The sequence below is a fragment of the Muribaculum gordoncarteri genome, from assembly GCF_004803695.1.
GTDB lineage: Bacteria > Bacteroidota > Bacteroidia > Bacteroidales > Muribaculaceae > Muribaculum > Muribaculum gordoncarteri.
In genome coordinates this window covers 1323198-1343927 of the sequence record NZ_CP039393.1, presented here as the reverse complement: position 1 = coordinate 1343927, position 20730 = coordinate 1323198, and the positions used below count along the sequence as shown (strand labels likewise).

Sequence of the window (20730 nt, the reverse complement as noted above, 5' to 3'; positions counted from 1 at the left end):
GTGTTAATTTCGCAATGTGAGTTTCACTACATTCTCGACATGGGCCGTGTGGGGGAACATATCCACCGGCTGTATGGCTTCGATTCGATATTCCGAGTCGAGCAGTGCAAGGTCACGTGCCTGAGTGGCCGGGTTGCAGCTTACGTAGACGATGCGATGTGGACGGGCATTCAGAATCACCTTCACGACATCCTCGTGCATGCCTGCTCGCGGGGATCGACTATCATGACATCGGGATGTCCGTGCTGCTCGATGAATGAGTCGGTGAGCACATCCTTCATGTCGCCGGCAAAGAAGAGGGTGTTGTCGATTCCGTTTACCTCCGAATTGATTTTCGCATCTTCGATGGCTTCGGGCACATACTCGATGCCTATGACTTTAGCCGCGTTACGTGACACGAAATTTGCAATGGTTCCTGTACCGGTGTACAGGTCGTAGACCAGTTCCTTTCCCGTTAGTTGTGCGAAGTCACGCGCAACCTTGTAAAGCTTGTAGGCTTGAAGGGAATTGGTTTGATAAAATGATTTCGGGCCCACTCTGAATTTCAGACCTTCCATCTCTTCCTCGATATAAGGCATTCCGCTGTAGAGTATTACATCCTGGTCGCCTATGGTGTCGTTGACCTTGGTGTTGACTACATACATCAGCGAGGTGACTTCGGGGAATGCCTCCTTGATGGCTGACATGAGCATATTGATGCGCTCGGCGTCGTTTTCGCCGAATACCATCACCGCCATCACTTGACCGGTTGATGCTATTCTTATCATGAGCGTACGCAACAATCCGCACTGCGCTCTGAGGTCATAGAATGTGTAGCCGTGTTCCTTGCCGAAATTCTTCACGAAAAGACGCAGCCTGTTTCCGAGATCGTCCTGAAGGTGGCACTTGTTGATGTCGAGCACCTTGTCAAAGGCTCCGGGTATGTGGAATCCGGCGGCATCGCGGTCGGGAAATTCTTTGCCCGAAGCAAGCTGCTCAAATGTGAGCCACTTCTTATTGGAAAATGTGTACTCCATCTTGTTGCGATATTCCCAGATGTTGTCCGAGCCTATTATCGGAGTTATCTCGGGAGCTTCCACCTTGGCTATCCTTTCGATAGCATCCTTGACCTGCTTCTGCTTGCATTTCAGCTGAAAAGAGTAGGGAAGGTGCTGCCAGCGGCAACCTCCGCACAGCGTGAAATGCTCGCATCGAGGCTCTATTCTCACCTCGCCGGGGGTGTGCATCTTTGTGATGTGACCTTCGGCGTAGCTTTTCTTCTTTTTGTCTATCTTGACATCAACTATGTCGCCGGGGGCACCGTAGGGAATGAATACCACCATTTGGTCGACACGAGCTATCGAGTTGCCTTCAGCTGCAACATCTTCTATGGTTATCTGCTCCAATACCGGGAGCTCTTTGCGTTTCCGTGACAATTTCAGTCGGTTTTAATGATTATCGGCGACAAAATTACTAATAATAAGTTAGAATCAGAAATCATTGATTGCACAAACTGAATATCATCGACAGTATTGGCCGATTTCGTATGTTAAATACTATTTTAACAATGCACAACAAGCAAATTGCCGTTAAAAATAGCCCTATTGTCGTATTTTTTCGTCGAAAGTGTTTCGTTTTCTCATTATATTATCCTAAATTTGCAACATAACTAATGCCGATTAGACTATAACCAAAAAATAAAATAAGTTTAATTTTAACATCAATTAAATCCAATGAAAAGAGTTTACACATTCGGTGACGGTAAAGCCGAAGGTAATGCCGAGATGAGAAATCTTCTGGGTGGTAAAGGCGCTAACCTCGCTGAAATGAACCTCTTGGGAATGCCGGTTCCTCCGGGATTCACCATCACGACAGAAGTATGTAACCAATACACTCAGGATGGCCGTGACGCAGTCGTTCGTTTGATTCAAAAGGATGTGGAAGCAGCAATTGCCCACGTTGAATCACTTACAGGAAAGAAATTCGATGATCCCGCCAATCCCCTGCTCGTATCAGTTCGCTCGGGTGCTCGTGCATCAATGCCCGGTATGATGGACACCGTCCTCAATCTTGGTATGAACGACGCTACTGTAGCTTCACTTGCTGAAAAGAGCGGTAACCCCCGTTTTGCATGGGACAGCTATCGTCGCTTTGTCCAGATGTATGGTGACGTAGTTCTTGGCATGAAGCCCAAGAGCAAGGCCGACATCGATCCGTTTGAGGAAATCATGGAAAAAGTTAAGGAGCAGAAGGGCGTTAAGCTTGACACCGAGCTTGATGTTGACGACCTCAAGAACCTTGTAAAGCTGTTTAAGGTTGCTGTTAAGGACTTCACCGGAAAGGACTTCCCCGACAGCGCATGGGAACAGCTTTGGGGTGGTATCTGCGCCGTATTCGACAGCTGGATGAACGAGCGCGCCATCCTTTATCGCCGCATGAACCAGATTCCCGAAGAGTGGGGTACTGCAGTAAATGTACAGGCAATGGTTTACGGTAACATGGGTAACAATTCGGCTACCGGTGTTGCTTTCAGCCGTGACGCCGCAACCGGTGAAAATATGTTCAACGGTGAATACCTTATCAATGCTCAGGGCGAGGATGTCGTTGCCGGTATCCGCACACCGCAGCAGATTACTGTAGAGGGTTCACGCCGCTGGGCCGCTCTTCAGGGTATTTCGGAAGACGACCGCAAGAACAAGTATCCTTCACTTGAGGAGTCTATGCCTGACTGCGCCGCCGAGCTTATAGCTATCGCAAACCGTCTTGAGGACTACTACAAGGATATGCAGGACATGGAGTTCACCATTCAGGATGGTAAGCTCTGGATGCTCCAGACCCGTAACGGTAAGCGCACAGGTGCTGCTATGGTTAAAATAGCTATGGATCTCCTTCGTGCCGGTCAGATTGACGAAAAGACCACTCTCATGCGCATGGAACCCCAGAAACTTGACGAACTTCTCCACCCGGTATTCGACAAGGCTGCCCTCAAGCGTGCCAAGGTTGTTGCCAAGGGTCTTCCCGCATCACCCGGTGCTGCTGCAGGTCAGGTCGTATTCTCGGCTGAGGATGCTGAAGCTTGGGCTGAAAAGAAGAAGAAAGTCGTTCTCGTACGTATCGAAACCTCTCCCGAGGACCTTCGCGGTATGGCTGTAGCACAAGGTATCCTCACAATGCGTGGTGGTATGACCTCTCACGCTGCTGTGGTTGCCCGTGGTATGGGTAAGTGCTGTGTATCAGGTGCCGGCGAAATTAAGGTTGACTACAAGGCCAAGACTGTTGAAATGGGCGGTAAAGTTTACAATGAAGGCGACTGGATTTCATTGAACGGTTCTACCGGTGAAGTTTATGACGGTCAGGTTCCCACTACCGAGCCCGAACTCGGAGGCGACTTTGGCGCAATCATGAACCTCGCTGCAAAATACACCAAGACTCTCGTGCGCACCAACGCCGACACTCCCCGCGATGCAAAGCAGGCTCGCAACTTCGGCGCTCAGGGTATCGGCCTCTGCCGCACCGAGCACATGTTCTTTGAAGGCGACCGCATCAAGGCTGTTCGCGAGATGATTCTTTCTAATGATGTCGATGGCCGTCGCAACGCTCTTAAGAAGCTTCTTCCCATGCAGCGTGGTGACTTTGAAGGCATCTTCGAGGCTATGGACGGCTACGGAGTTACCATCCGTCTTCTCGATCCCCCGTTGCACGAGTTCGTACCTCACCAGACTGCCACTCAGAAAGAGCTCGCTCAGGAAATGGGCTTGACTCTTGAGGAAGTTAAGGCTAAGGTTGACAGCCTTGAGGAATTCAACCCGATGCTCGGTCACCGTGGTTGCCGTCTTGGTATCACCTATCCCGAAATTACCGAAATGCAGACCCGCGCCATCATCGAGGCTGCTCTCAACATGAAGGCTCGCGGTATCGATGTACATCCTGAAATCATGATTCCTCTTGTTGGTACATTGAAGGAAATCCAGAACCAGGCCGATGTAATCAACATCACTGCTGCAAAGGTATTTGAGGAAAGAGGCGAATCAGTTCCCTACAAGGTAGGTACAATGATTGAGGTGCCCCGCGCTGCCTTGACTGCCGACCAGATTGCAACTGTTGCCGACTTCTTCTCATTCGGAACCAACGACTTGACTCAGATGACCTTCGGTTACTCTCGTGACGACGCTCCCAAGTTCCTCAAGTTCTACAAGGAGCACGGCATCATCAAGACCGATCCCTTTGAGGTACTCGACCAGGAAGGTGTTGGCCAGCTCGTACGCATGGGCGTTGAGAAGGGTCGCGCCACCAAGCCCGAACTCAAGGTTGGTATCTGCGGCGAGCACGGAGGTGAACCCTCATCAGTTAAGTTCTGTGCTAAACTTGGCATGAACTACGTGAGCTGCTCACCCTACCGCGTTCCTATCGCTCGTGTAGCTGCGGCGCAGGCTGCAATTGAGGGATAATCGGAATATTCTGACAATCAGATAGATAGGCGATAAGCCCTTGATGAAAAAGGGGTTATCGCCTATTTTTTACGTACATAACGACACATCCCATGTGCAGTATGAACGGAAAAACTTAGAAAATACTAAGAAAATTTAGGACCCCTACTTAGAAAGAAACTTAGAAAAGAAAATTTTTGTAAATCAAATAATTAGATTATGGCAACACTTAGATTGGTTGTACAAAAGAAGAGAAAGGACGGTTATTGGCCTGTCTACATCAGGGTCGTGCATAGGGGAAAGCCGAGTTTCATGCCCACGGGAAAGGTTGTTAACGACAAGGGGCTTACTAAATCGAGGGAAATCAAGGATACTTTCGTCCTGTCGCTTTTGATGCCTCGGATTGTGGAATACACGGAAGCCTTGAACAGGGTTGATGTGACGAACTGGACGGTGCAGGAGGTGGTGAACTTCCTGAAGACGGGTACGGAGGATATCAGCTTTTCGGAGTATGCGCGAAGGCACGCTGACAGGATGGTTGACGAGGGGCATGTGCGAAACGCGAGAAATTACGTGCTTGCACTTCAACACTTGGAGCGGTTCTTGGGAACGACGGATGTGAAGTTCAGCGCGCTGACATCGGCGACGATCGAGAAGTGGATACGCTCACTGTCGACGACGAGCCGAGCTAAGGAGATGTACCCGGTGTGCTTGCGGCAGGTGTTCCGCGCGGCGCTGTTGGATTACAACGACTATGACAAGGGGGTGATGAGGATTAAGACTAATCCGTGGATGAGGATTAGAATACCTCGGGCTGACAGGCCGGAGAAGCTTGCGATCACTCCTGAGGAGGCGAGGGCTTTTTTTGCCGCTCCGCTACCACAGACGAAGGTTGTCGCTCCGCTTAGCGAGGTGGGCCGTGACACGGCTATGTTTGTGTTGTGCCTGGCGGGCATCAATACGGTTGACTTGTACAACATGCGCAAGGTGGATTACCATGAGGGAATCTTGCACTACAAGCGGTCGAAGACACGAGGGAGTCGCTCGGACGAGGCGTACATCGAGATGAGGGTGCCGCCTATCTTGCAGCCGCTGATGGAGAAGTATGCCACGGGGGATGACGACGACAGGTTGTTTTCGTTTCACAACCGGTTCTCGACTTCGGACAGCTTTGGCAGCGGTGCGAACACGGGTATTAAGCAGATTTGTGAGAGCATGGGCATAACGGGTGACAGCCGGTATTGCGTGTATACGTTCAGGCACACTTGGGGGACAGTGGCGCAGAATGACTGCGGGGCTACGATTGCCGAGGTTGCCTTTGCGATGAACCACAGTGACGGGCATAATGTGACGCGTGGCTATATCAGGCCAGACTTTTCGCCGGCGTGGGAGCTTAACGAAAAGGTGGTTGAGTTTATATTTTTCACCAATAATCCGAGCAGCCGTCATCGTGAGGATGAGGGGGCGGGGATATTCCGCTTTTCGCCCAAGCAGATGATACATGCGGGCATTTATTTTAAGGGCGAGCTGCTGGGCGAGATTCGGGACATTGGCTACGGCAACGTGGACGAGGTGATAGGCAAGCTGCTTGCTTTTGTTCCTGACCGGATACCGAACCGGTCGAACGTGCAGATAAAGATCGAGATCGTGGATAAGGGACAGGTTGCGTTTTTTGAACGGATGAAGGGTGTGAGCTTTTGATAATTTCGCGCGCCCCCCCTTTTTCCCTTTTGAATTTTTTTAGACCGATAGAGCTCTTTAGTGCGCACTGTCGTTTTTTTTATTGAAAAAAATTTTAAAAAAAATATTTTTATTGTCGGCGTCGTCGTCGTTTTTTTCTTTTCTTTCTTCTTGTCTTCTTCTTTATTTTCTTTTATATATATTATTCTTATTAATATTATATTTTATAAATAGGTGTACTGAAATTTTTGACAAAAATCATTATTGCGAGTTTCTTCGGAGAAAACCCCAGTTTCTTCGGAGAAAACCCCAGTTTCTTCTGAGAAAACCCCAGTTTCTTCGGAGGAAACCCCAGTTTCTTCTGAGAAAACCCTATTAATGACAATCCGCATTTATTGCCATTTTTGCGTAATTAACGGCGATAAATGCGGAGGAAATAATTGCGAAAAAAGTAGATGAAGTAGATGAAGGGGGCTTTATTCCGGTTTTTTTAGCTCAACATTGATTTTGTTGCCGCAGTATGGGCAAATGACAAAATTGCCCCCTCCCACCAAAACAGACAGTGACACTCCTATTATCGACGCTATTTCTTGAAGCTTATCAATGGTTGGATTTCCATTTATGAGCTGAGATAGTGCTGATTGAGATATTCCTTTCTCTCCTTTTTTGTTTGTCATTTGTTCAGCGACTTGGCTGATCGTCCATCCGCGTTCTTGAATTATCTTTTTTATGTCCATAATATAAGTTTTATCGAATACCGCAAAGGTAGTAAAAACTTTCCAATATTCAAGTATAAATAAGATATAACTTAAAAATTTTACAACTATATTAGTTTTAGCGAATATTAAACATAGTGTTAAATATTAGTTAAATCTTATAACGTGTATTGCGATATAAGTTTTATCTTATATCTTTGCATCATAAAATTAACCAACAACAAAAAAATAACCGTTATGAGAACTAAGACAACCATCTACGACTTTGACTTCACATTTGCAGGACATGGCCGCTATAAGGTAATTTACACTTCGCCGGCAACGGGCAAGTCGTGGACGGCCTTCACTAACGACATGCCACTCATAGATGCGACCAAAAACAGCGACAGCCCTAAGCGTTGTGACCTTGAAGAGCTGAAGCGCGTTTGCAAGCGAGGTTAGCGGTTTGGGAGCTGTCAAGGGACGGGGCGGGGTGGGGTGGTTAGGAGGCGGGGGTGTCGTCGACGAGCTGTGAGAGGCGGTCGGCGATGGACCTTGAGGTGTCGTCGACTGTCATGTCCATGTCGACTGACTTCATCTCGGGCGTGTGGAATTTAAGCAGTTTGAGCTCGGCGGTGACGCGATCGACGGGAGCCAGCTCGGCGAGGTCGAGGTCGAAGTCGGATGCGATGAAGCTGTTGCCGTGTTCGTCGGTGCGTGGACGGGCTGTGAAGTATTCGATTGAGTGGGTGCGCAGGTAGCCTTTCAGGGGATTTTTTTTGTTGGGCGTGCCAGCTACGCGGCCGCCTGTTTTTCGTCCAAGTGCCATTGTCGTATACGTGCGGTTAAAGTTAAAAGATTGATACAAAGTTAATGACTTAACTTAGCACATTGATTATAACTTTAACCGTAAACTACAATGATTGGTGCAGGAATAGGCCTCGGCTTGAAAGCTATAGGGGGCATATTTGGCGGTATTAAAGCGTCGAAGGCGATGCGACAGGTGCGCGACAGCCTTAACGAGCAGCGTCAACGCAATGCAGACTGGTACAACCGCCGGTACAACGAGGATGCGACGCAGCGTGCTGATGCACAGGCTATACTCGCGAAGACAGAGGAGTCGATAAGGAATCGTAACCGCCAGGCGGCGGGAGCACAGGCGGTGATGGGCGGCACCGAGGAGGCTGTTGCTGCGGCCAAGGAGGCCAACAACCGCGCTCTTGCGGATGCCACGACGGCGATAGCGGCCAATGCGGAACGCCGCAAGGACATGATCGAGTCGCAGTACCACGCGAAGGATGATGCGTTGCAGCAGCAGATTAACGACCTTAACATCAATAAGAGCCATGCGGTGTCGCAGGCCGTGGGCGGTGTGTCGTCGGCGGGTACAAACATTGCAGGATTGTTTTAGCCATGACGACGAGAGATAGGATTTTGGGCAACGAGGTGCAGCAGCCTGTTGCCCAGCCGACTGCCCGACAGGATGCGGGCGGCTCGACGGTTGCCGACGGGGTGCGGCGTGTTGCGGTGCCTGAAGGCGGACTGGATGTGAAGCCGAGGACGGTGTCGGTGGAGCAGGCATCCAAGCCTGATGTGTTGAAGCCCAAGGAGCAGGGGGCATCGACGGGGGTTGCCGGGGAGCCTCGGCGACTGAGTTACGTGCAGATTGGAAAAGTCGGTGCAGATTGACCCCTGTCGGCGGGAAAATGTGACCCTTTTCGTCGAAATAAGATTGACCCTCGGCGACGAAATAAAAATGACCCCTGTCGGAATACTCCGCAAGGGATTTTTTTGTAGTTTTAGAAATCCAAGTCCTGGCACGGCGGGGGTAAATCTAAAATTACAAATTTATGGTTACAAAATTAAAAAATATCCTTCGATGTTACCAGTCGGGGATGGGATTAAAGGAAATTGCCGCGGTTTTCCATATATCCCGCAACAGCACGCGCAAATATGTGCGTCTGTTTCAGTCGAGCGGCAAGTCCATGGAAAAGCTTCTTGCAATGACGGAAGAACAACTCCGGCAGGAGCTTGGGCAGGAGAAGGTGCGACACAGCAAACCTTCAGAGCGTGAGACGGAGCTTGAAGCACTTCTTCCCGAGTATGCAAAACAGCTGACACGCAAGGGTATGTCCAAGGCACGGCTGTACGAGCGGTATCATGCTGCTTATCCTGACGGCTATGGACTGACGATGTTCAAGCAGGCTCTCCGTCAGTACCTGCATCAAAGCAAGGTGGTCGGACATGTGGAGCATTATGCCGGAGACCAGATGTACATCGACTTTGCCGGAGACCGCCTTGAGGTGGTCGACTGCATGACGGGCGAGACTAAAAAAGCAGAGGTGTTCGTCGCGATACTGCCTTTCAGTCATTACACTTACTGTGAGGCCGCATGGTCCCAGCGCAAGGAAGACCTCATCAAAGGATGTGAGGGCGCCATGCAATACTTCGGCGGCGTTCCTGCCGCGATAGTGCCGGACAATCTCAAGGCGGCCGTAAGCAGAAGCGACCGCAACGAGCCGGTGATCAATGAAGTGTTCGCCGCATTTGCCGAGCATTACGGATGTGCGGTATATCCGGCACGTGTCCGGCACCCCAAGGACAAGGCCCTGGTGGAGAATGCCGTGAAACTGCTTTACAAATCCGTCTATGCCGATATCGAGGGAATGACGTTCGGCAGCCTTGACGAGCTTAACACCGCCATCCATATCTCGTTGCTCGATTTCAACGAAAAGACAATGGCCGGGCGGAACGTCTCACGAGTGCAGATGTTCAACCGTATGGAGAAAGACCAGCTGCGTCCGCTGCCCGAGCGGAGCTTCACTGTGAAGGAACGCAAGCTGATGACTGTCGGAAAGAACTGCTATGTGTCGCTTTCCAAGCATCACTACAGCGTACCCAGAGAACATGTCGGCAAACGTGTGGTCATTCTCTATGACGCCGACACCGTGGAGATATAATCTTGTGGCGGTTCACAACCGCTGCGACATCCCCTATGCCTACTCATGGAAACGGGAGCACAACCTGCCGGGCCATTACGGGGCTTACGACAAGGACCTTGAGGAACTGTTCGTACGCGCCGGACAGATCGACAACATCGTGCTCGACTATCTCCGGGAAGTAGACAGACACCTACAGTATCCGCCGAAGTCCTTCAGCTCATGCCGTGGGATAATCACCCTTGAAAAGAAGTATGGGGCCGACCGTCTCATCGCGGCCTGCGCCTGTGCCGGAATGAAGGCGGAATACGGTTACCAGGCATTGCGCCGGGTGCTCGAACTGGGTGAGGACGCAGACTTCCTGCCGGATGAAAACGGCAGCATCTCCCGGCCGCAGGACCCCGTTCCTTCTCTGATACACAAAAATATACGTGGCCGTGAATACTTCCTGGCCCGGAACTCAAACAACAATAAAAAAGACAACAATGGAAACAGACAATAAAACCGCCCCTGTATCCGCAGTACAGGACCAGAACCAGATCTCGCTCGATCTGATGAACCGAATGAAAATGCACGGCATGGCCGAAGCCTTCCGCGAAAGCATCGCCGGCACCACAGCACAGTCGATGACTCCGGACTCCTTCCTCTCGATGCTGCTCGCTCGGGAATGGGACTGGCGCGCTCAGGCCGCCATTGCACGTCTGACCCGAAATGCGTCATTCCGCTACAAGGCCTATATGGAAGAAATCGACTACACCGTCAGCCGGGGCCTCGACCGTAACCAGATGGAACGGCTCGCCACTCTCGACTTCGTGCGCCAGGGTACTAATCTCTTCATCACAGGTTCGGCAGGAACCGGCAAGAGCTTCCTGGCATGCGCTCTGGGACATGAGGCCTGCAAGCGCGGCATACGCACCCTGTACGGCAATGCCGCAAAACTTCTCGGCGCCATGAAGGTGGCAAAAGTCAGAAACTGCCTTGAAGCCGAACTCAAGAAAATCGAACGCTGTCAGCTTCTGATTCTTGACGACCTGTTCCTTGTCCCTCTTGACGCAAAGGAACGTCCCATACTGCTGGACATAATCGAAGACCGGCACGAGCGCAAATCAATAATCATCACATCCCAGTATCCGCCCTCGGCATGGTACGACATGGTGGGGGATCCGACTGTGGCTGACGCTATCCTTGACCGCATAGTCCACTCCGCCCATACCATCGAACTCTCCGGAGAAAGCATGCGAAAACTCAAGGCTAAAAAGTAAGCCGGATATAAAATCGACAATATTAAATTGACCCCCGCCGCCAGGACTTTTCAGGGGTCAATCTTATTTTGACGAGGGGGTCAATTTTTTCCCGCCGACAGGGGGCAATCTGCACCGACTTTTCCACCTCGGGCTTATCCTCCCAAACAAGACCGTATGTTTTGGTCTCGTTGAGAAGCCCAAGAAGGGCCGAGCGTTCATCGTGGGACAAGCCCTCCAAGGTCTTGATGCGGTCAATAAGTTTATGTTTATCACTCGCTTTCATGCGATTTGTCGGTTCATTAAAAGCAGAGAACCCCAGCGTAGTATCTGAAGGCCGACCAAAGCCTGTAACGACTACGAAGGGGTTCTCAAAGTTTTCTCGGCTCGCGCCTTATGTCTTTGTATTGTGTTGACTGGTCATTTCTCAGATATTCCGTTGTATAGAATGCAAAGTTAACAAATTTTCTCGAATTTGATGGCATTACACCCGAGTTTTATGCTGATGTCGAGGGCATAAGTCCGTGGACACCGCAAAATTAGCCATATCCAGTGCTAAATCTTTGCACTGAAATGTAAAATGATATTGAATACACTGTTCCAATTCAAATAGAAGTCTAGTTGCCTTTTGCTTCGATCAGGGCTTGCACTTGCCGACCGGAGGTTCGGTAAGGGTAATCCTTACTATGGTGGTGCGTGACAGGCTGCGGGCGATGGCTTCATCGAAATGAGCCATATAGTTGGGGAGGAAGCGTTCGCAGAGCAAACGCAGAGCCTGTATCTTCTCGGAGTCGTCTTCGACTATTTCGGCTTTTCCGACAGCCACAGCTGAATGAAAATATTCTGTGAAGTTATGCTTTTCTTCTTCAAATTTGGGCGTGCACTTGCTGACTGCCGACAAGCTGACTATCGGATTGGCTCTCAGACAGTCCAGCTTTTCTCCCTCTCCGGCGCAATGGAAATATAATCGGTCGGTGCCGCATCTTACAAGCGACAGAGGCAATCCGTATGGTGTTCCGTCCGGACGAGTCATGCTTACTGTGACATAGGGCGCTTTGTCGAACACTTGCAGTGCCCAGGCGGCATCGCGCTGACGCTGCACTTTTCTCATCGGTCTCATAGATCTTCTTTTTTGATTTCGGCAAAGCGGGGGAAGGTGTCGCCATCGCGAATGATGCGCTCGAAGAACATTCGCTCGGGGCGTACCCAATAGCCGTGTTTGCTGTAGAGAGCCTGATAGACGACCATGCGCTCCTGGGTTTCGGAATCCTTTGCTATATGCCATAGCCGATATTTACCGCCTTTGAAGTGGCGGAAGTAGCGTTCGCGGACGGGCGTCACTTCGGCGAGCATCTGTTTTATTGCCGGGACGAGGTCTTGATGGACGTTTCCAGCGGTCATGGTGTGTGGGCCGTCGAAGTCGATTGCCTTGGGATAATATTCAGTGAACAGATTCCGAAAATGGGCGAGCGTGTCCTGCGAGCCGAACATTCCCCAGACTCGGTCGCGGTTGAAGGGGTCGTAGCAGTCGAACTGATGAGCCTCCATCCAGGCAAACTCGGCGATAAGCTCTGGAGTAATCTCAAACTGCTGTTGGCCGTCCTTGCGCGGCGACTTGTATTCGTGGATGCCGATGCGCGGCTCCAGAAACTCCGTCATCTTCAGGAACGGACTGACAAGAATCGCCGGCAGAGTTGTGAACCTCACAAGCTGCTGGCCGTAGAATGAGCCGCAGCTCGACCCGACAATGAGGTCGAACTGTTGCTCCCCGCACAAGTCCTGAAGCACATCCATCGCCTCGTATGGATGTAGCGGAATATCCGGAGCGACCACCTCGGCGATTCCATCCAGTTCCTTTCTCAGTGTATCGGCAATCTCACAATCTCCGCTTGATGTGAACCCATGAAGAAACATTATCTTTATCATAGACATTTCATTAATCAAGGCTTAATCAGTCAGTGATTTGCGGATTTCCCAGTTGCCGGCGCGGTCACTTCCTTTGCGTACAACATAACCATGCTCTTTCAACGCTGAGATTATTCGTGATAGATAGCTTCTAGACAGATTTGTTTGTCTCATCAGTTCCGCATACGTTATGTCGCTGTTCATGCAAAGCAAATGGAACACTTTACGTTGGGGCTCTGATAATGAGAATTTTGATGAAGGATTTTCTGTTTCCTTTTCTGTCTCCTTTTCTGTCTCCTTTTCTGTCTCCTTTTCTGTCTCATCCATATGAGCCTTGCGCTCGATGACCTTGAAAGCTGTACCCAAAGACAGGTCAAATTCCGGTTGACCGTTGCCGTTTTCCAAGAGATCGTTCTCAACCCTTTGGACTCCACGACTAAAACGATTGACAAATCCAAGGACACGCAGAGCCTCAGCTATGATTGTATTCCGATAGTCATTTACGTTCGGAAAATTGTCTGCATTTGCCTTGCCATAAAGACCACCATGGTTGAGAATCTCGATGCGGTCGTCATACTGATAGAACTGTATCGGGCCATTCGAGTCATACGTGCGATGACAAATCGAATTCATAAGCAGCTCTCTTGTAGCCCAATGCGGATAATCCACGATAGTCTCTTCCCGGAGAACCGATACAGGTACAGGGCGTCTGTTGGTGATGGTGGTATCGACGAAAGTGTCGAGCTGATACAGCACTTTCATCAGGTTGCCTGAGAATTTGTACTCACGCTCCACCTCGCCGCCTTTGCCTTTTCCTCTGAACTTGACATACTGTATGTAGGCACCGGGCAGAAAACGCTCGACATTGTTTCCGAACATGATTATTCCGGCATTGGTGGGACAGTCAAATCGGGTGTCGAAGAATCCGAGCGACTGCATCTGGTGCTTGATGTCCCGCTTGTCATCTTTTAGTACATCGGCAGGGAACGCCTTCGGCAGATAGCCGTTAAGGAAAAGCTGCATGTCAATATCGTCAAGCGTGGCACGCAGGCATGGAAGCGCATCGTATGTCAAAGCCTGACTGTTGCGCTTCTCAATCAGAATCTTCTCGTCCTGCTCATTGGCGACACCTTTGCGCGGGCCGATACGAACCCATATCTGCCCCTTATATCGTATCGGGGGAAATGGAGACGGCTGTACTTCAACAACTGCGACATCGCCGTCGGCAAGCTCGACCTTTTGAACAATCATTGACGGCTGGGGCTGGACATTGCCGTCAGTACGGATTGCGGAGAGGTTTTTTAACAGCTCATCTGTAATATTCAAGCCGATAACCTTTCCAGTCTTGTCATCGGCACCGATAATCAGATAGCCAGGCTTACCGTGGTTGGGTAGGTCATTGGCAAATGCGCATATAGCCTGACCGAACTTATCTGTGTTGTTTACGGATATAGTCCTTTCAGCCCGGTCGCTCTCTATATCGTTGAGCAGACTTTGTATTATGTTTTTATCTATTGCCATCGGTCTTTACGGTTGAATCCTCGCGAATCATATCCTCCATGCTGACATTAAGCAGACGGCAGATTCGGGAGAATGTGAATATATCGGGTTGACTGGAGTTGGTACACCATTTCGAGACGGTAGTCTGGTCAACACCAAGCTGGGCGGCAAGCCATTTGTTGGTCTGCCGTCGCTCTGCGAGTACCACTTTCAGTCTATTGGTCGGACGATTCTCCATAGCGGGATTGTTTTCCACAAAATTAATGAAAATCTTTCAATAATAAGACTTTCTGTCAAATTTTATTTTGGCTATAGTCCCTTTGCGCTTCCGGTCGGAGAGTTTTTTCGGTGCAAAGTTACTGCGGACGGGAGCAACGGCAAGAGTCGCCGTGCTTTCCGGCGGTGACTGCACCCGTGAGCCTCCGCATTTTTATCGTGCCTCAAAAAATGGGTATCCCGGTCACAGTCTCGCCTACACCCTTGCCTTATACTCCCTCGTGTCCGCAGTGGTCACTTGCACGAAAAACGGTTCTCCCGACCGGGAAGCTCATAGGAGCTTCACAAAAGGAAAAAGGATCGACATTTAGGAACTCACAAATAATAAGGAACTATATGAGAGTAAAGAAAATGACCATCGAGGAGGGCCAGCGCGTAGGCATCAACCGCTTCCCGAACTTCCACAAGACAGGAAGTGTCCGAGGCATGAAGAAGCTCTATTATGGAGCGGACTGCCTTTTGGTACGTTGTGGTGACTATATCTATAATGTGTCGCCCGAACCACAAATCTACAATCAGGCAACAATCTAACCCCAACCGATATGAATACAGACATTGATTTCATGAAGATAGCCGAGGGAGACAAGGCTTTCGTCCACGAGTTCGAGAACTTCGTGAACGGCAAGATGAGCAGCGCCGAAAAGACCGGCATGGCAATGACCACCATGCACCGCTACCTCCAGCAGCAGGCTTTCAAGGTCTTCATGGGCTACATGAAGGCTCTGGCCCACAACTACCGCAGGGGGCTTTATGATGACCGCAACGAGTGGGCCTCACGTATCGCCGCCGAGGCATACGGCCACCTCATTGAGACCGCCTTAATATTCGACCCCGATTTCGCAACGCTCCAATTTGACTAAAGCATCATAATATGTGCAGATTACAGACACCCCAATTGGAGGAAGCCTTAAACGGCTTCCCCCTGTACTCCCAGGACGGCAAGGGAAAGGAAGCGATATGCCGTGCAATATTCGCAATAGGCTCCGCCCGATGGTTTATACTTGAGGGCGAAAGGGAGGGCGATGACACTATCTTGTTCGGCATAGTCATAGGCTTGCTTGATGATGAATACGGCTATGTGTCGCTGAAAGAACTCTCCTGTGTAGAACTCGACCTGACAGCACAAGGCTACGGCAAACTCCAAGTGCGCCAGCAGACCGACTTCAAGCCGACCGCATTGAAGAACCTACGCGATGACCGCTTGCAGAAGTTCCTCGCAAGGTTCGAGGATTAATCAATCTGTCAGCCGTGGCATTCTCCACCATGGCTGACATAAATACCTATAGACTATGTATATCGACGATTTGACCGATGCGGTGGTTGCATGTGCCGAAGCCAAAGGCTGGCACGTGGAAGCGGGCATCATCTACAAGGAGCAGAAAAGTGAGTTTGAGTTTGGCAAGTACAGCCCTGCCGGACGTGACTTTTCTTTCAACGCCACAATGAAATGCGCCAACATCAACTCTCTTATCGAGGACATCGACAATTACTATGAGGGATTTGATGTTGACTCCGAGACATATATCTGGCTTGACCAGTCGGGACATGGCAGAAACGGCGCTCCTTACAGAATGAGATCCGTGCTTGAAGATATGGAAGCCACCGAGAAGATGATAGGGGAACTTTTGGACGCTATAAAGGAAATGGAGGTTCCCGAAGAATACTGATTGCCCTTTAAGTCCACAAAGCGACCTGCCATATCCATCACGGACATGGCAGGTCTGAGTGCGCGGAATTGTACCCAATTAATTTATGAAAAACGAGTAAGTAGGCATGTTACATAGTGATATAATTAAGATAGCAGTCAAGAATGGCTGGCAGGTCTCGATAACTGATAGTGAGGGCGGCTTCTTCTGCGATTTTCATCGGCAGACGCTCGGCGGCTTGCAGTTCAGCTTCACCGCCGAGCTTACCGATGGACTTGTCGGCACACTCGTAGACGAGATCATCTTCTTTGTCGATGTGCTCGACCCCGAGCGTTATGCCGGCGAGTGGCTTGAAATATCCGGTGACTTATCCCCGTCGCGGTATTTTCAAGCAGTGACAGACATGGATGACATCCGCACCCGTGCTTGGCTTCTCGCCTTAGACCTTTCCGAAATCGCAGAGCAAGGCGATAAACTTCTCAACTTTCCGTGGTACCGCTGGAACTGAAGATAGATAAAGGTCGTTACTGTTTTCCAGTCTTACGTTTTCTACCCTTCTTCGGAAGGCCCGCTTCTTTGTAGGCTATCAGGTCTGCTCCTCTGAACAGTAGCCTTCTCTCATCCGGGGAATGGAAGAACCTCAATGGTCGCTCCGGATGCTTGATGTAATCGTAGATTGTGCATCGGTGGACACCGAGGTATCTGGAGGCATACGCTACGGTGTAGAGTTGTTCCGATACAATCTCAACTGTGTGTTTTCGGCAATCCATAAGTACATGATGTGATGAAGATTGGTTCGGTACTGCAAAGTTACTGCTTATTTATGTGCCTCACAATCTGCGGTTTGGGGCATTAAGAGGCATTTGGTTTACTTGTGGGGATAATGGTTTACCTCCTGCCTAATCCATGCTGTCGGGAAGAGAATAACTGTCCGGAGATTGTGGAACCGGTATATTTGGGTATAGTCAACGTTGACACTGACTAAGGCTCCACTGAACATTGTCAGTCACTGCCTGTAACTCCCTTTATTACTATATCTTATCTATTTTTCTCTAACAAAAGAATATAAATATATAGAGTGAAAAGTGTCAACCATTGACTATAATTTTTCGATGGATTTTCAAAATGACTACTTTTGTCAACCTTTGTCAACGCATACTTTATAGGACAATTGTCTATTATGTAGCACATTATGACTTTTCAACGTTGACTATCCCGAAACATATGTGTCTGATATTCCGAATATAGATGTTTCAAAAAGAAAAGGCATCCGGGGAATCCATACCCTCAGGATGCCTGAAGACCGAACGATGCCGTGCTCATGCGTTGAGCTTTGTGACAAGAACCTTGAACCGTTCCGTAGCCTTTAAGGAATGTTTCACACCCGGTGTCATAGTGAGCGCATCACCCTCTTTCAACTCAAGTACTTTATCCTCAATGTTGAACTCCATGCTCCCATCTATTACCTGGACGAGCACGTCGGCATTAGCCGTATGTGTGGGAATCTCAAGTCCCTTGTCAACTGCCATAAGGAGCGAAAGCCCGCTATGGTTCTGCATGACAATCTCCTTCGCTATGGAGCCGTCAGCGTATGGAATTCTGTCTTTTAATCTGAACATGTCGTAAATTTATTTAGAGGTTTCTTTTTTTGCGAATCTTCATAGTGATGACAAAGCCGATACCGAATATCAGAAAATATAAAGCGGCAAAGACAAGCCCGAGGCAGAGGAACAGTTCGGATGATATTTTCATAGCTTTACAGACTGGAAGGTTTCCTGCAAACGCGGGGGTATTCGCCCGTTCATATATTTCTGCCATCCGGCGTTAAGTATGATGAGGAGCAATATCCACCATTCGGGGTATTTCAGAAAAAGCAATGACAGGGTTATTGCTACCGCTATGTTCACGATAATCCATCCCCACAATCCGGCCTTCCTGAAATCAATCCTAACATCACCGGCAGCGGCCGCCACGCGCCATGTGCACAGTCCGGACTCACAGACATATGCACAATATGCCATGAGCGTGGAGCCGAGAAGCGCCTCGGCAGCCGAATATCCGTGGTCAAGATGGAAATATGCGGCAAGAGACAGCGCTGCCAGCCAAAGGATGGCGTGCGCCGCCGCTATCACATATTTATGGATAAATCGATTCACATTCTGACCGTCCATTTCTTTCAACCGATAAGGGTAGCCAAATCTTCGTCAACGGTGGCGATGGTACCTATATTGAACTTCTCCTGAAGCACTTTCAGAATTTCGGGGGTGAAAAACGCCGGCAGCGTCGGGCCGGTGTGGATATTCTTCACTCCGAGGCTCAACAGGGCCAGAAGCACAATCACCGCCTTCTGCTCATACCATGCGATGTTGTAGACAATCGGCAGATCGTTGACACTCTCCAGGTCGAAAGCGTCCTTGAGAGCATTGGCAATCACGACGAGCGAATAGGAGTCGTTACACTGTCCGGCATCGAGCACGCGCGGAACACCCTCGATATCACCGAGCGGAAGCTTGTTGTAGCGGTATTTGGCACAGCCTGCGGTGAGAATCACGCAGTCTTTAGGAAGCCTTTCCGCAAATTCCGTATAGTATTTGCGAGAGGGCATTCTGCCGTCACAGCCTGCCATGACCACAAACTTGCGGATTTTACCGCTTTTGATGAGGTCGATAATCTTAGGCGCCAAAGCAAGCACCTGGTTATGGGCGAATCCGGCGACAATCTCACCGCGCTCTATCTCTGTCGGCGGCTGGCATGTCTGCGCCCGCTCTATGATTTCAGAAAAATCCTTTTTGCCGTCCTTCCCCTCTGGGATAAAATGTGTGCCGGGCATTCCGACGACACCGGTCGTGTAGACGCGGTCCATGTAGGTGGTTTTCGGACGCGGGGGCACGATGCAGTTGGAGGTGAAGAGGAACATGCCGTTGAATGTCTCGAACTCGTCAATCTGCCGCCACCATGCGTTGCCGTAGTTACCTGCAAAGTGGGGGAATTTCTTGAAGAAAGGATAGCTCTGGGCAGGGAGCATCTCCGAGTGGGTGTAGATGTCAACCCCTTTGCCTGCTGACTGTTCGAGCAGTTCCTCAAGATCCTTGAGGTCGTGACCGCTCACGAGTATGCCCGGACGGTTCCTTACTCCGATGTTTACCTTTGTGATTTCTGGATTGCCGTAGGTCGATGTGTTTGCCTTGTCAAGCAGAGCCATAGCCTTGACACCCCCGTCACCCACATTGAGCACGAGCGAAAACAGCTCATCCACGCTTATGTCAGGACGGCTTATCTCGGCAAGGGCGTTCTCTATCACGACATATATGTCTTCGTCCTCATAACCGAGGTTACAGGCGTGGCGGGCATAGGCTGCCATACCCTTGCAGCCGTACATGGCAAGCTGCTTGAGACCTCTTATATTCGGGTTCTTGTCATGGAGCACACTTGTGATTTCTTCTTCAAGAGTGCCGCTGTGTTCGATTACCTCATGTACGCCATATTCCTCCTTTGGGATATGATACGACACCTCAGGCATGAAAGGAGGCTCCATGCCGCGCTTTTTCGACTCTCCTTCGAGTTCGTTTTTCAGGTCGAGGGCTTTTGAGATATAGCCGTCGAGCATATCATTGTTGAAGTTCGCGTTGGTAATGGTGGTGAACAGTGCGTCGACGATGAACCGGGATGCATCCTTGCTTGATGCGCCTTTCTCTCGCAACTGTCGGTTTACGATGGCCATACCACGGGCGATGTAAAGCAGCTGATCCATTCTTGCAGACGTTTCTGGTTTCTTTCCGCATACACCTTGTATCTCGCAGCCTTTGCCGCGTGCGGTCTCCTGGCACTGGTAACAGAACATTTTCATAAGTGGAGGATATGTTAAGAGATTATTTTGTCAATAAGTTGTAAACCACAATGGCATTGTTATGTCGTTCATCATGAGACGAATAAAGTAATGTCACTACAGATTTCTGTGCAAGAAGATGTCGCAATGCCACAAACGAAGGGCTGGTCTCCAGTTCTTTGGAATATCGAGTCTCAAATTCAGACCATCGGTTATCGGGATCCGCATGAAGCCATTCGCGGAGTTCTGTGGACGGCGCGATATCCTTATCCCACAAATCATAATGGAAAGTCTCGTGAGAGAGACCTCTCGGCCAAAGTCTGTCTATATATACCCTGAAGCCGTCTTCCGGAGAAGCGGGTTCGTAAGCCCGTTTTAATTGATATTGTGTCATAAACTGTAATATTACATATATTTACTATTCAATTTCAACACCTGTATCCGCTGTATGGTTCATAATTAATAATGAGGATTGAATTATATTTGAAACAAAGCATACAACAAAACTTGATATTAGTAGAACCTCATTGAAAAATGACTGCATGAAACAGGGTCGAGAGGAATAGTCTGGCTGACAGACCCGAAGAAACTACCGGGCAAAATTAGCGTCCGCCTC

Annotated in this window: 23 protein-coding genes and 2 pseudogenes; 12 read left to right on the top strand and 13 right to left on the bottom strand. The window is 49.7% G+C overall.

The features are described 5' to 3' along the window. Positions 1-3: 3 nt before the first annotated feature. A pseudogene (gene rlmD, locus E7746_RS05850) lies at positions 4-1415 on the bottom strand (23S rRNA (uracil(1939)-C(5))-methyltransferase RlmD). Between the two features lie 297 nt (positions 1416-1712). On the opposite strand from rlmD, the gene ppdK reads away from it, so the two are divergent. Both ppdK and E7746_RS05840 read left to right on the top strand, forming a co-directional pair. Next, positions 1713-4427 carry a pyruvate, phosphate dikinase gene (gene ppdK / locus E7746_RS05845; RefSeq protein WP_136410169.1) on the top strand — a complete coding sequence of 905 codons (2715 nt, stop codon included), beginning with the start codon at positions 1713-1715 and terminating at the stop codon, positions 4425-4427. Between the two features lie 198 nt (positions 4428-4625). Further along, on the top strand, positions 4626-6107 hold the full coding sequence (locus E7746_RS05840; protein ID WP_136410168.1) for a tyrosine-type recombinase/integrase: 1482 nt from the start codon (positions 4626-4628) through the stop codon (positions 6105-6107). A gap of 455 nt (positions 6108-6562) precedes the next feature. Here E7746_RS05840 and E7746_RS05835 read toward each other — a convergent pair whose 3' ends face one another. Next, complete coding sequence (locus tag E7746_RS05835; RefSeq protein WP_136410167.1) at positions 6563-6823, bottom strand: helix-turn-helix domain-containing protein; 261 nt, start codon at positions 6821-6823, stop codon at positions 6563-6565. 216 nt (positions 6824-7039) lie between these two features. Here E7746_RS05835 and E7746_RS05830 point away from each other — a divergent pair, with 216 nt between their 5' ends. Beyond that, positions 7040-7243, top strand: a complete 204-nt coding sequence (locus tag E7746_RS05830) for a hypothetical protein (protein ID WP_136410166.1) — start codon at positions 7040-7042, stop codon at positions 7241-7243. Between the two features lie 40 nt (positions 7244-7283). On the opposite strand, the gene E7746_RS05825 is transcribed toward E7746_RS05830, so the two are convergent. Beyond that, on the bottom strand, positions 7284-7610 hold the full coding sequence (locus E7746_RS05825; protein ID WP_136410165.1) for a hypothetical protein: 327 nt from the start codon (positions 7608-7610) through the stop codon (positions 7284-7286). A 90-nt stretch (positions 7611-7700) separates the two neighbouring features. Between E7746_RS05825 and E7746_RS05820 the strand changes: the two genes are divergently transcribed. From E7746_RS05820 to istB, 4 genes and pseudogenes are all read left to right on the top strand, one after another. Next, complete coding sequence (locus E7746_RS05820; protein WP_136410164.1) at positions 7701-8192, top strand: hypothetical protein; 492 nt, start codon at positions 7701-7703, stop codon at positions 8190-8192. 101 nt (positions 8193-8293) lie between these two features. Next, positions 8294-8470, top strand: a complete 177-nt coding sequence (locus tag E7746_RS15085; RefSeq protein ID WP_168184312.1) for a hypothetical protein — start codon at positions 8294-8296, stop codon at positions 8468-8470. 161 nt (positions 8471-8631) lie between these two features. Then, positions 8632-10222, top strand: a pseudogene (gene istA / locus E7746_RS05815) (IS21 family transposase). After that, positions 10206-10982 (top strand): IS21-like element helper ATPase IstB, encoded by a 777-nt coding sequence (gene istB / locus E7746_RS05810; RefSeq protein ID WP_136410163.1) that lies wholly within the window; start codon positions 10206-10208, stop codon positions 10980-10982. Before istA ends, istB begins: the two are co-directional and overlap by 17 nt. Positions 10983-11004: 22 nt before the next feature. On the opposite strand, the gene E7746_RS05805 is transcribed toward istB, so the two are convergent. The 5 genes from E7746_RS05805 to E7746_RS05785 form a co-directional block, all read right to left on the bottom strand. Further along, positions 11005-11247 carry a hypothetical protein gene (locus E7746_RS05805; protein WP_136410162.1) on the bottom strand — a complete coding sequence of 81 codons (243 nt, stop codon included), beginning with the start codon at positions 11245-11247 and terminating at the stop codon, positions 11005-11007. 351 nt (positions 11248-11598) lie between these two features. Further along, entirely contained in the window at positions 11599-12081 is a 483-nt protein-coding gene (locus E7746_RS05800) for a pyridoxamine 5'-phosphate oxidase family protein (RefSeq protein WP_238337347.1), read from the bottom strand. Then, entirely contained in the window at positions 12078-12893 is an 816-nt protein-coding gene (locus tag E7746_RS05795; protein WP_238337346.1) for a YqiA/YcfP family alpha/beta fold hydrolase, read from the bottom strand. Before E7746_RS05795 ends, E7746_RS05800 begins: the two co-directional genes overlap by 4 nt. 15 nt (positions 12894-12908) lie before the next feature. After that, the gene (locus E7746_RS05790; RefSeq protein WP_136410160.1) at positions 12909-14387 is read right to left on the bottom strand and encodes an RNA-binding domain-containing protein; all 1479 of its coding nucleotides are present in this window, start codon (positions 14385-14387) and stop codon (positions 12909-12911) included. Continuing rightward, complete coding sequence (locus tag E7746_RS05785; protein WP_136410159.1) at positions 14374-14604, bottom strand: helix-turn-helix transcriptional regulator; 231 nt, start codon at positions 14602-14604, stop codon at positions 14374-14376. The genes E7746_RS05790 and E7746_RS05785 overlap by 14 nt, the downstream gene beginning before the upstream one ends. A 374-nt stretch (positions 14605-14978) precedes the next feature. On the opposite strand from E7746_RS05785, the gene E7746_RS05780 reads away from it, so the two are divergent. From E7746_RS05780 to E7746_RS05760, 5 genes are all read left to right on the top strand, one after another. Further along, a complete protein-coding gene (locus E7746_RS05780) occupies positions 14979-15173 on the top strand; it encodes a hypothetical protein (RefSeq protein WP_136410158.1) in 195 nt (64 codons plus the stop codon). An 11-nt stretch (positions 15174-15184) separates the two neighbouring features. Further along, entirely contained in the window at positions 15185-15502 is a 318-nt protein-coding gene (locus tag E7746_RS05775; RefSeq protein ID WP_238337345.1) for a sulfide:quinone reductase, read from the top strand. Positions 15503-15513: 11 nt separating this feature from the next. After that, positions 15514-15876, top strand: a complete 363-nt coding sequence (locus E7746_RS05770) for a hypothetical protein (protein WP_136410157.1) — start codon at positions 15514-15516, stop codon at positions 15874-15876. A gap of 55 nt (positions 15877-15931) precedes the next feature. After that, a complete protein-coding gene (locus E7746_RS05765) occupies positions 15932-16309 on the top strand; it encodes a hypothetical protein (RefSeq protein WP_136410156.1) in 378 nt (125 codons plus the stop codon). A 106-nt stretch (positions 16310-16415) separates the two neighbouring features. Next, the gene (locus E7746_RS05760; RefSeq protein ID WP_136410155.1) at positions 16416-16796 is read left to right on the top strand and encodes a hypothetical protein; all 381 of its coding nucleotides are present in this window, start codon (positions 16416-16418) and stop codon (positions 16794-16796) included. 16 nt (positions 16797-16812) lie between these two features. On the opposite strand, the gene E7746_RS05755 is transcribed toward E7746_RS05760, so the two are convergent. The 5 genes from E7746_RS05755 to E7746_RS05735 form a co-directional block, all read right to left on the bottom strand. Next, on the bottom strand, positions 16813-17058 hold the full coding sequence (locus tag E7746_RS05755) for a helix-turn-helix domain-containing protein (RefSeq protein ID WP_136410154.1): 246 nt from the start codon (positions 17056-17058) through the stop codon (positions 16813-16815). Between the two features lie 549 nt (positions 17059-17607). Next, positions 17608-17847 (bottom strand): cupin domain-containing protein, encoded by a 240-nt coding sequence (locus E7746_RS05750; protein ID WP_136408861.1) that lies wholly within the window; start codon positions 17845-17847, stop codon positions 17608-17610. A 189-nt stretch (positions 17848-18036) separates the two neighbouring features. Next, on the bottom strand, positions 18037-18459 hold the full coding sequence (locus E7746_RS05745; protein ID WP_136410153.1) for a hypothetical protein: 423 nt from the start codon (positions 18457-18459) through the stop codon (positions 18037-18039). Positions 18460-18464: 5 nt separating this feature from the next. Then, positions 18465-20135 carry a hydroxylamine reductase gene (hcp, locus tag E7746_RS05740; protein ID WP_136410152.1) on the bottom strand — a complete coding sequence of 557 codons (1671 nt, stop codon included), beginning with the start codon at positions 20133-20135 and terminating at the stop codon, positions 18465-18467. Positions 20136-20157: 22 nt separating this feature from the next. Next, positions 20158-20508, bottom strand: a complete 351-nt coding sequence (locus tag E7746_RS05735) for a DUF488 domain-containing protein (protein WP_136410151.1) — start codon at positions 20506-20508, stop codon at positions 20158-20160. Positions 20509-20730 lie beyond the last annotated feature (222 nt).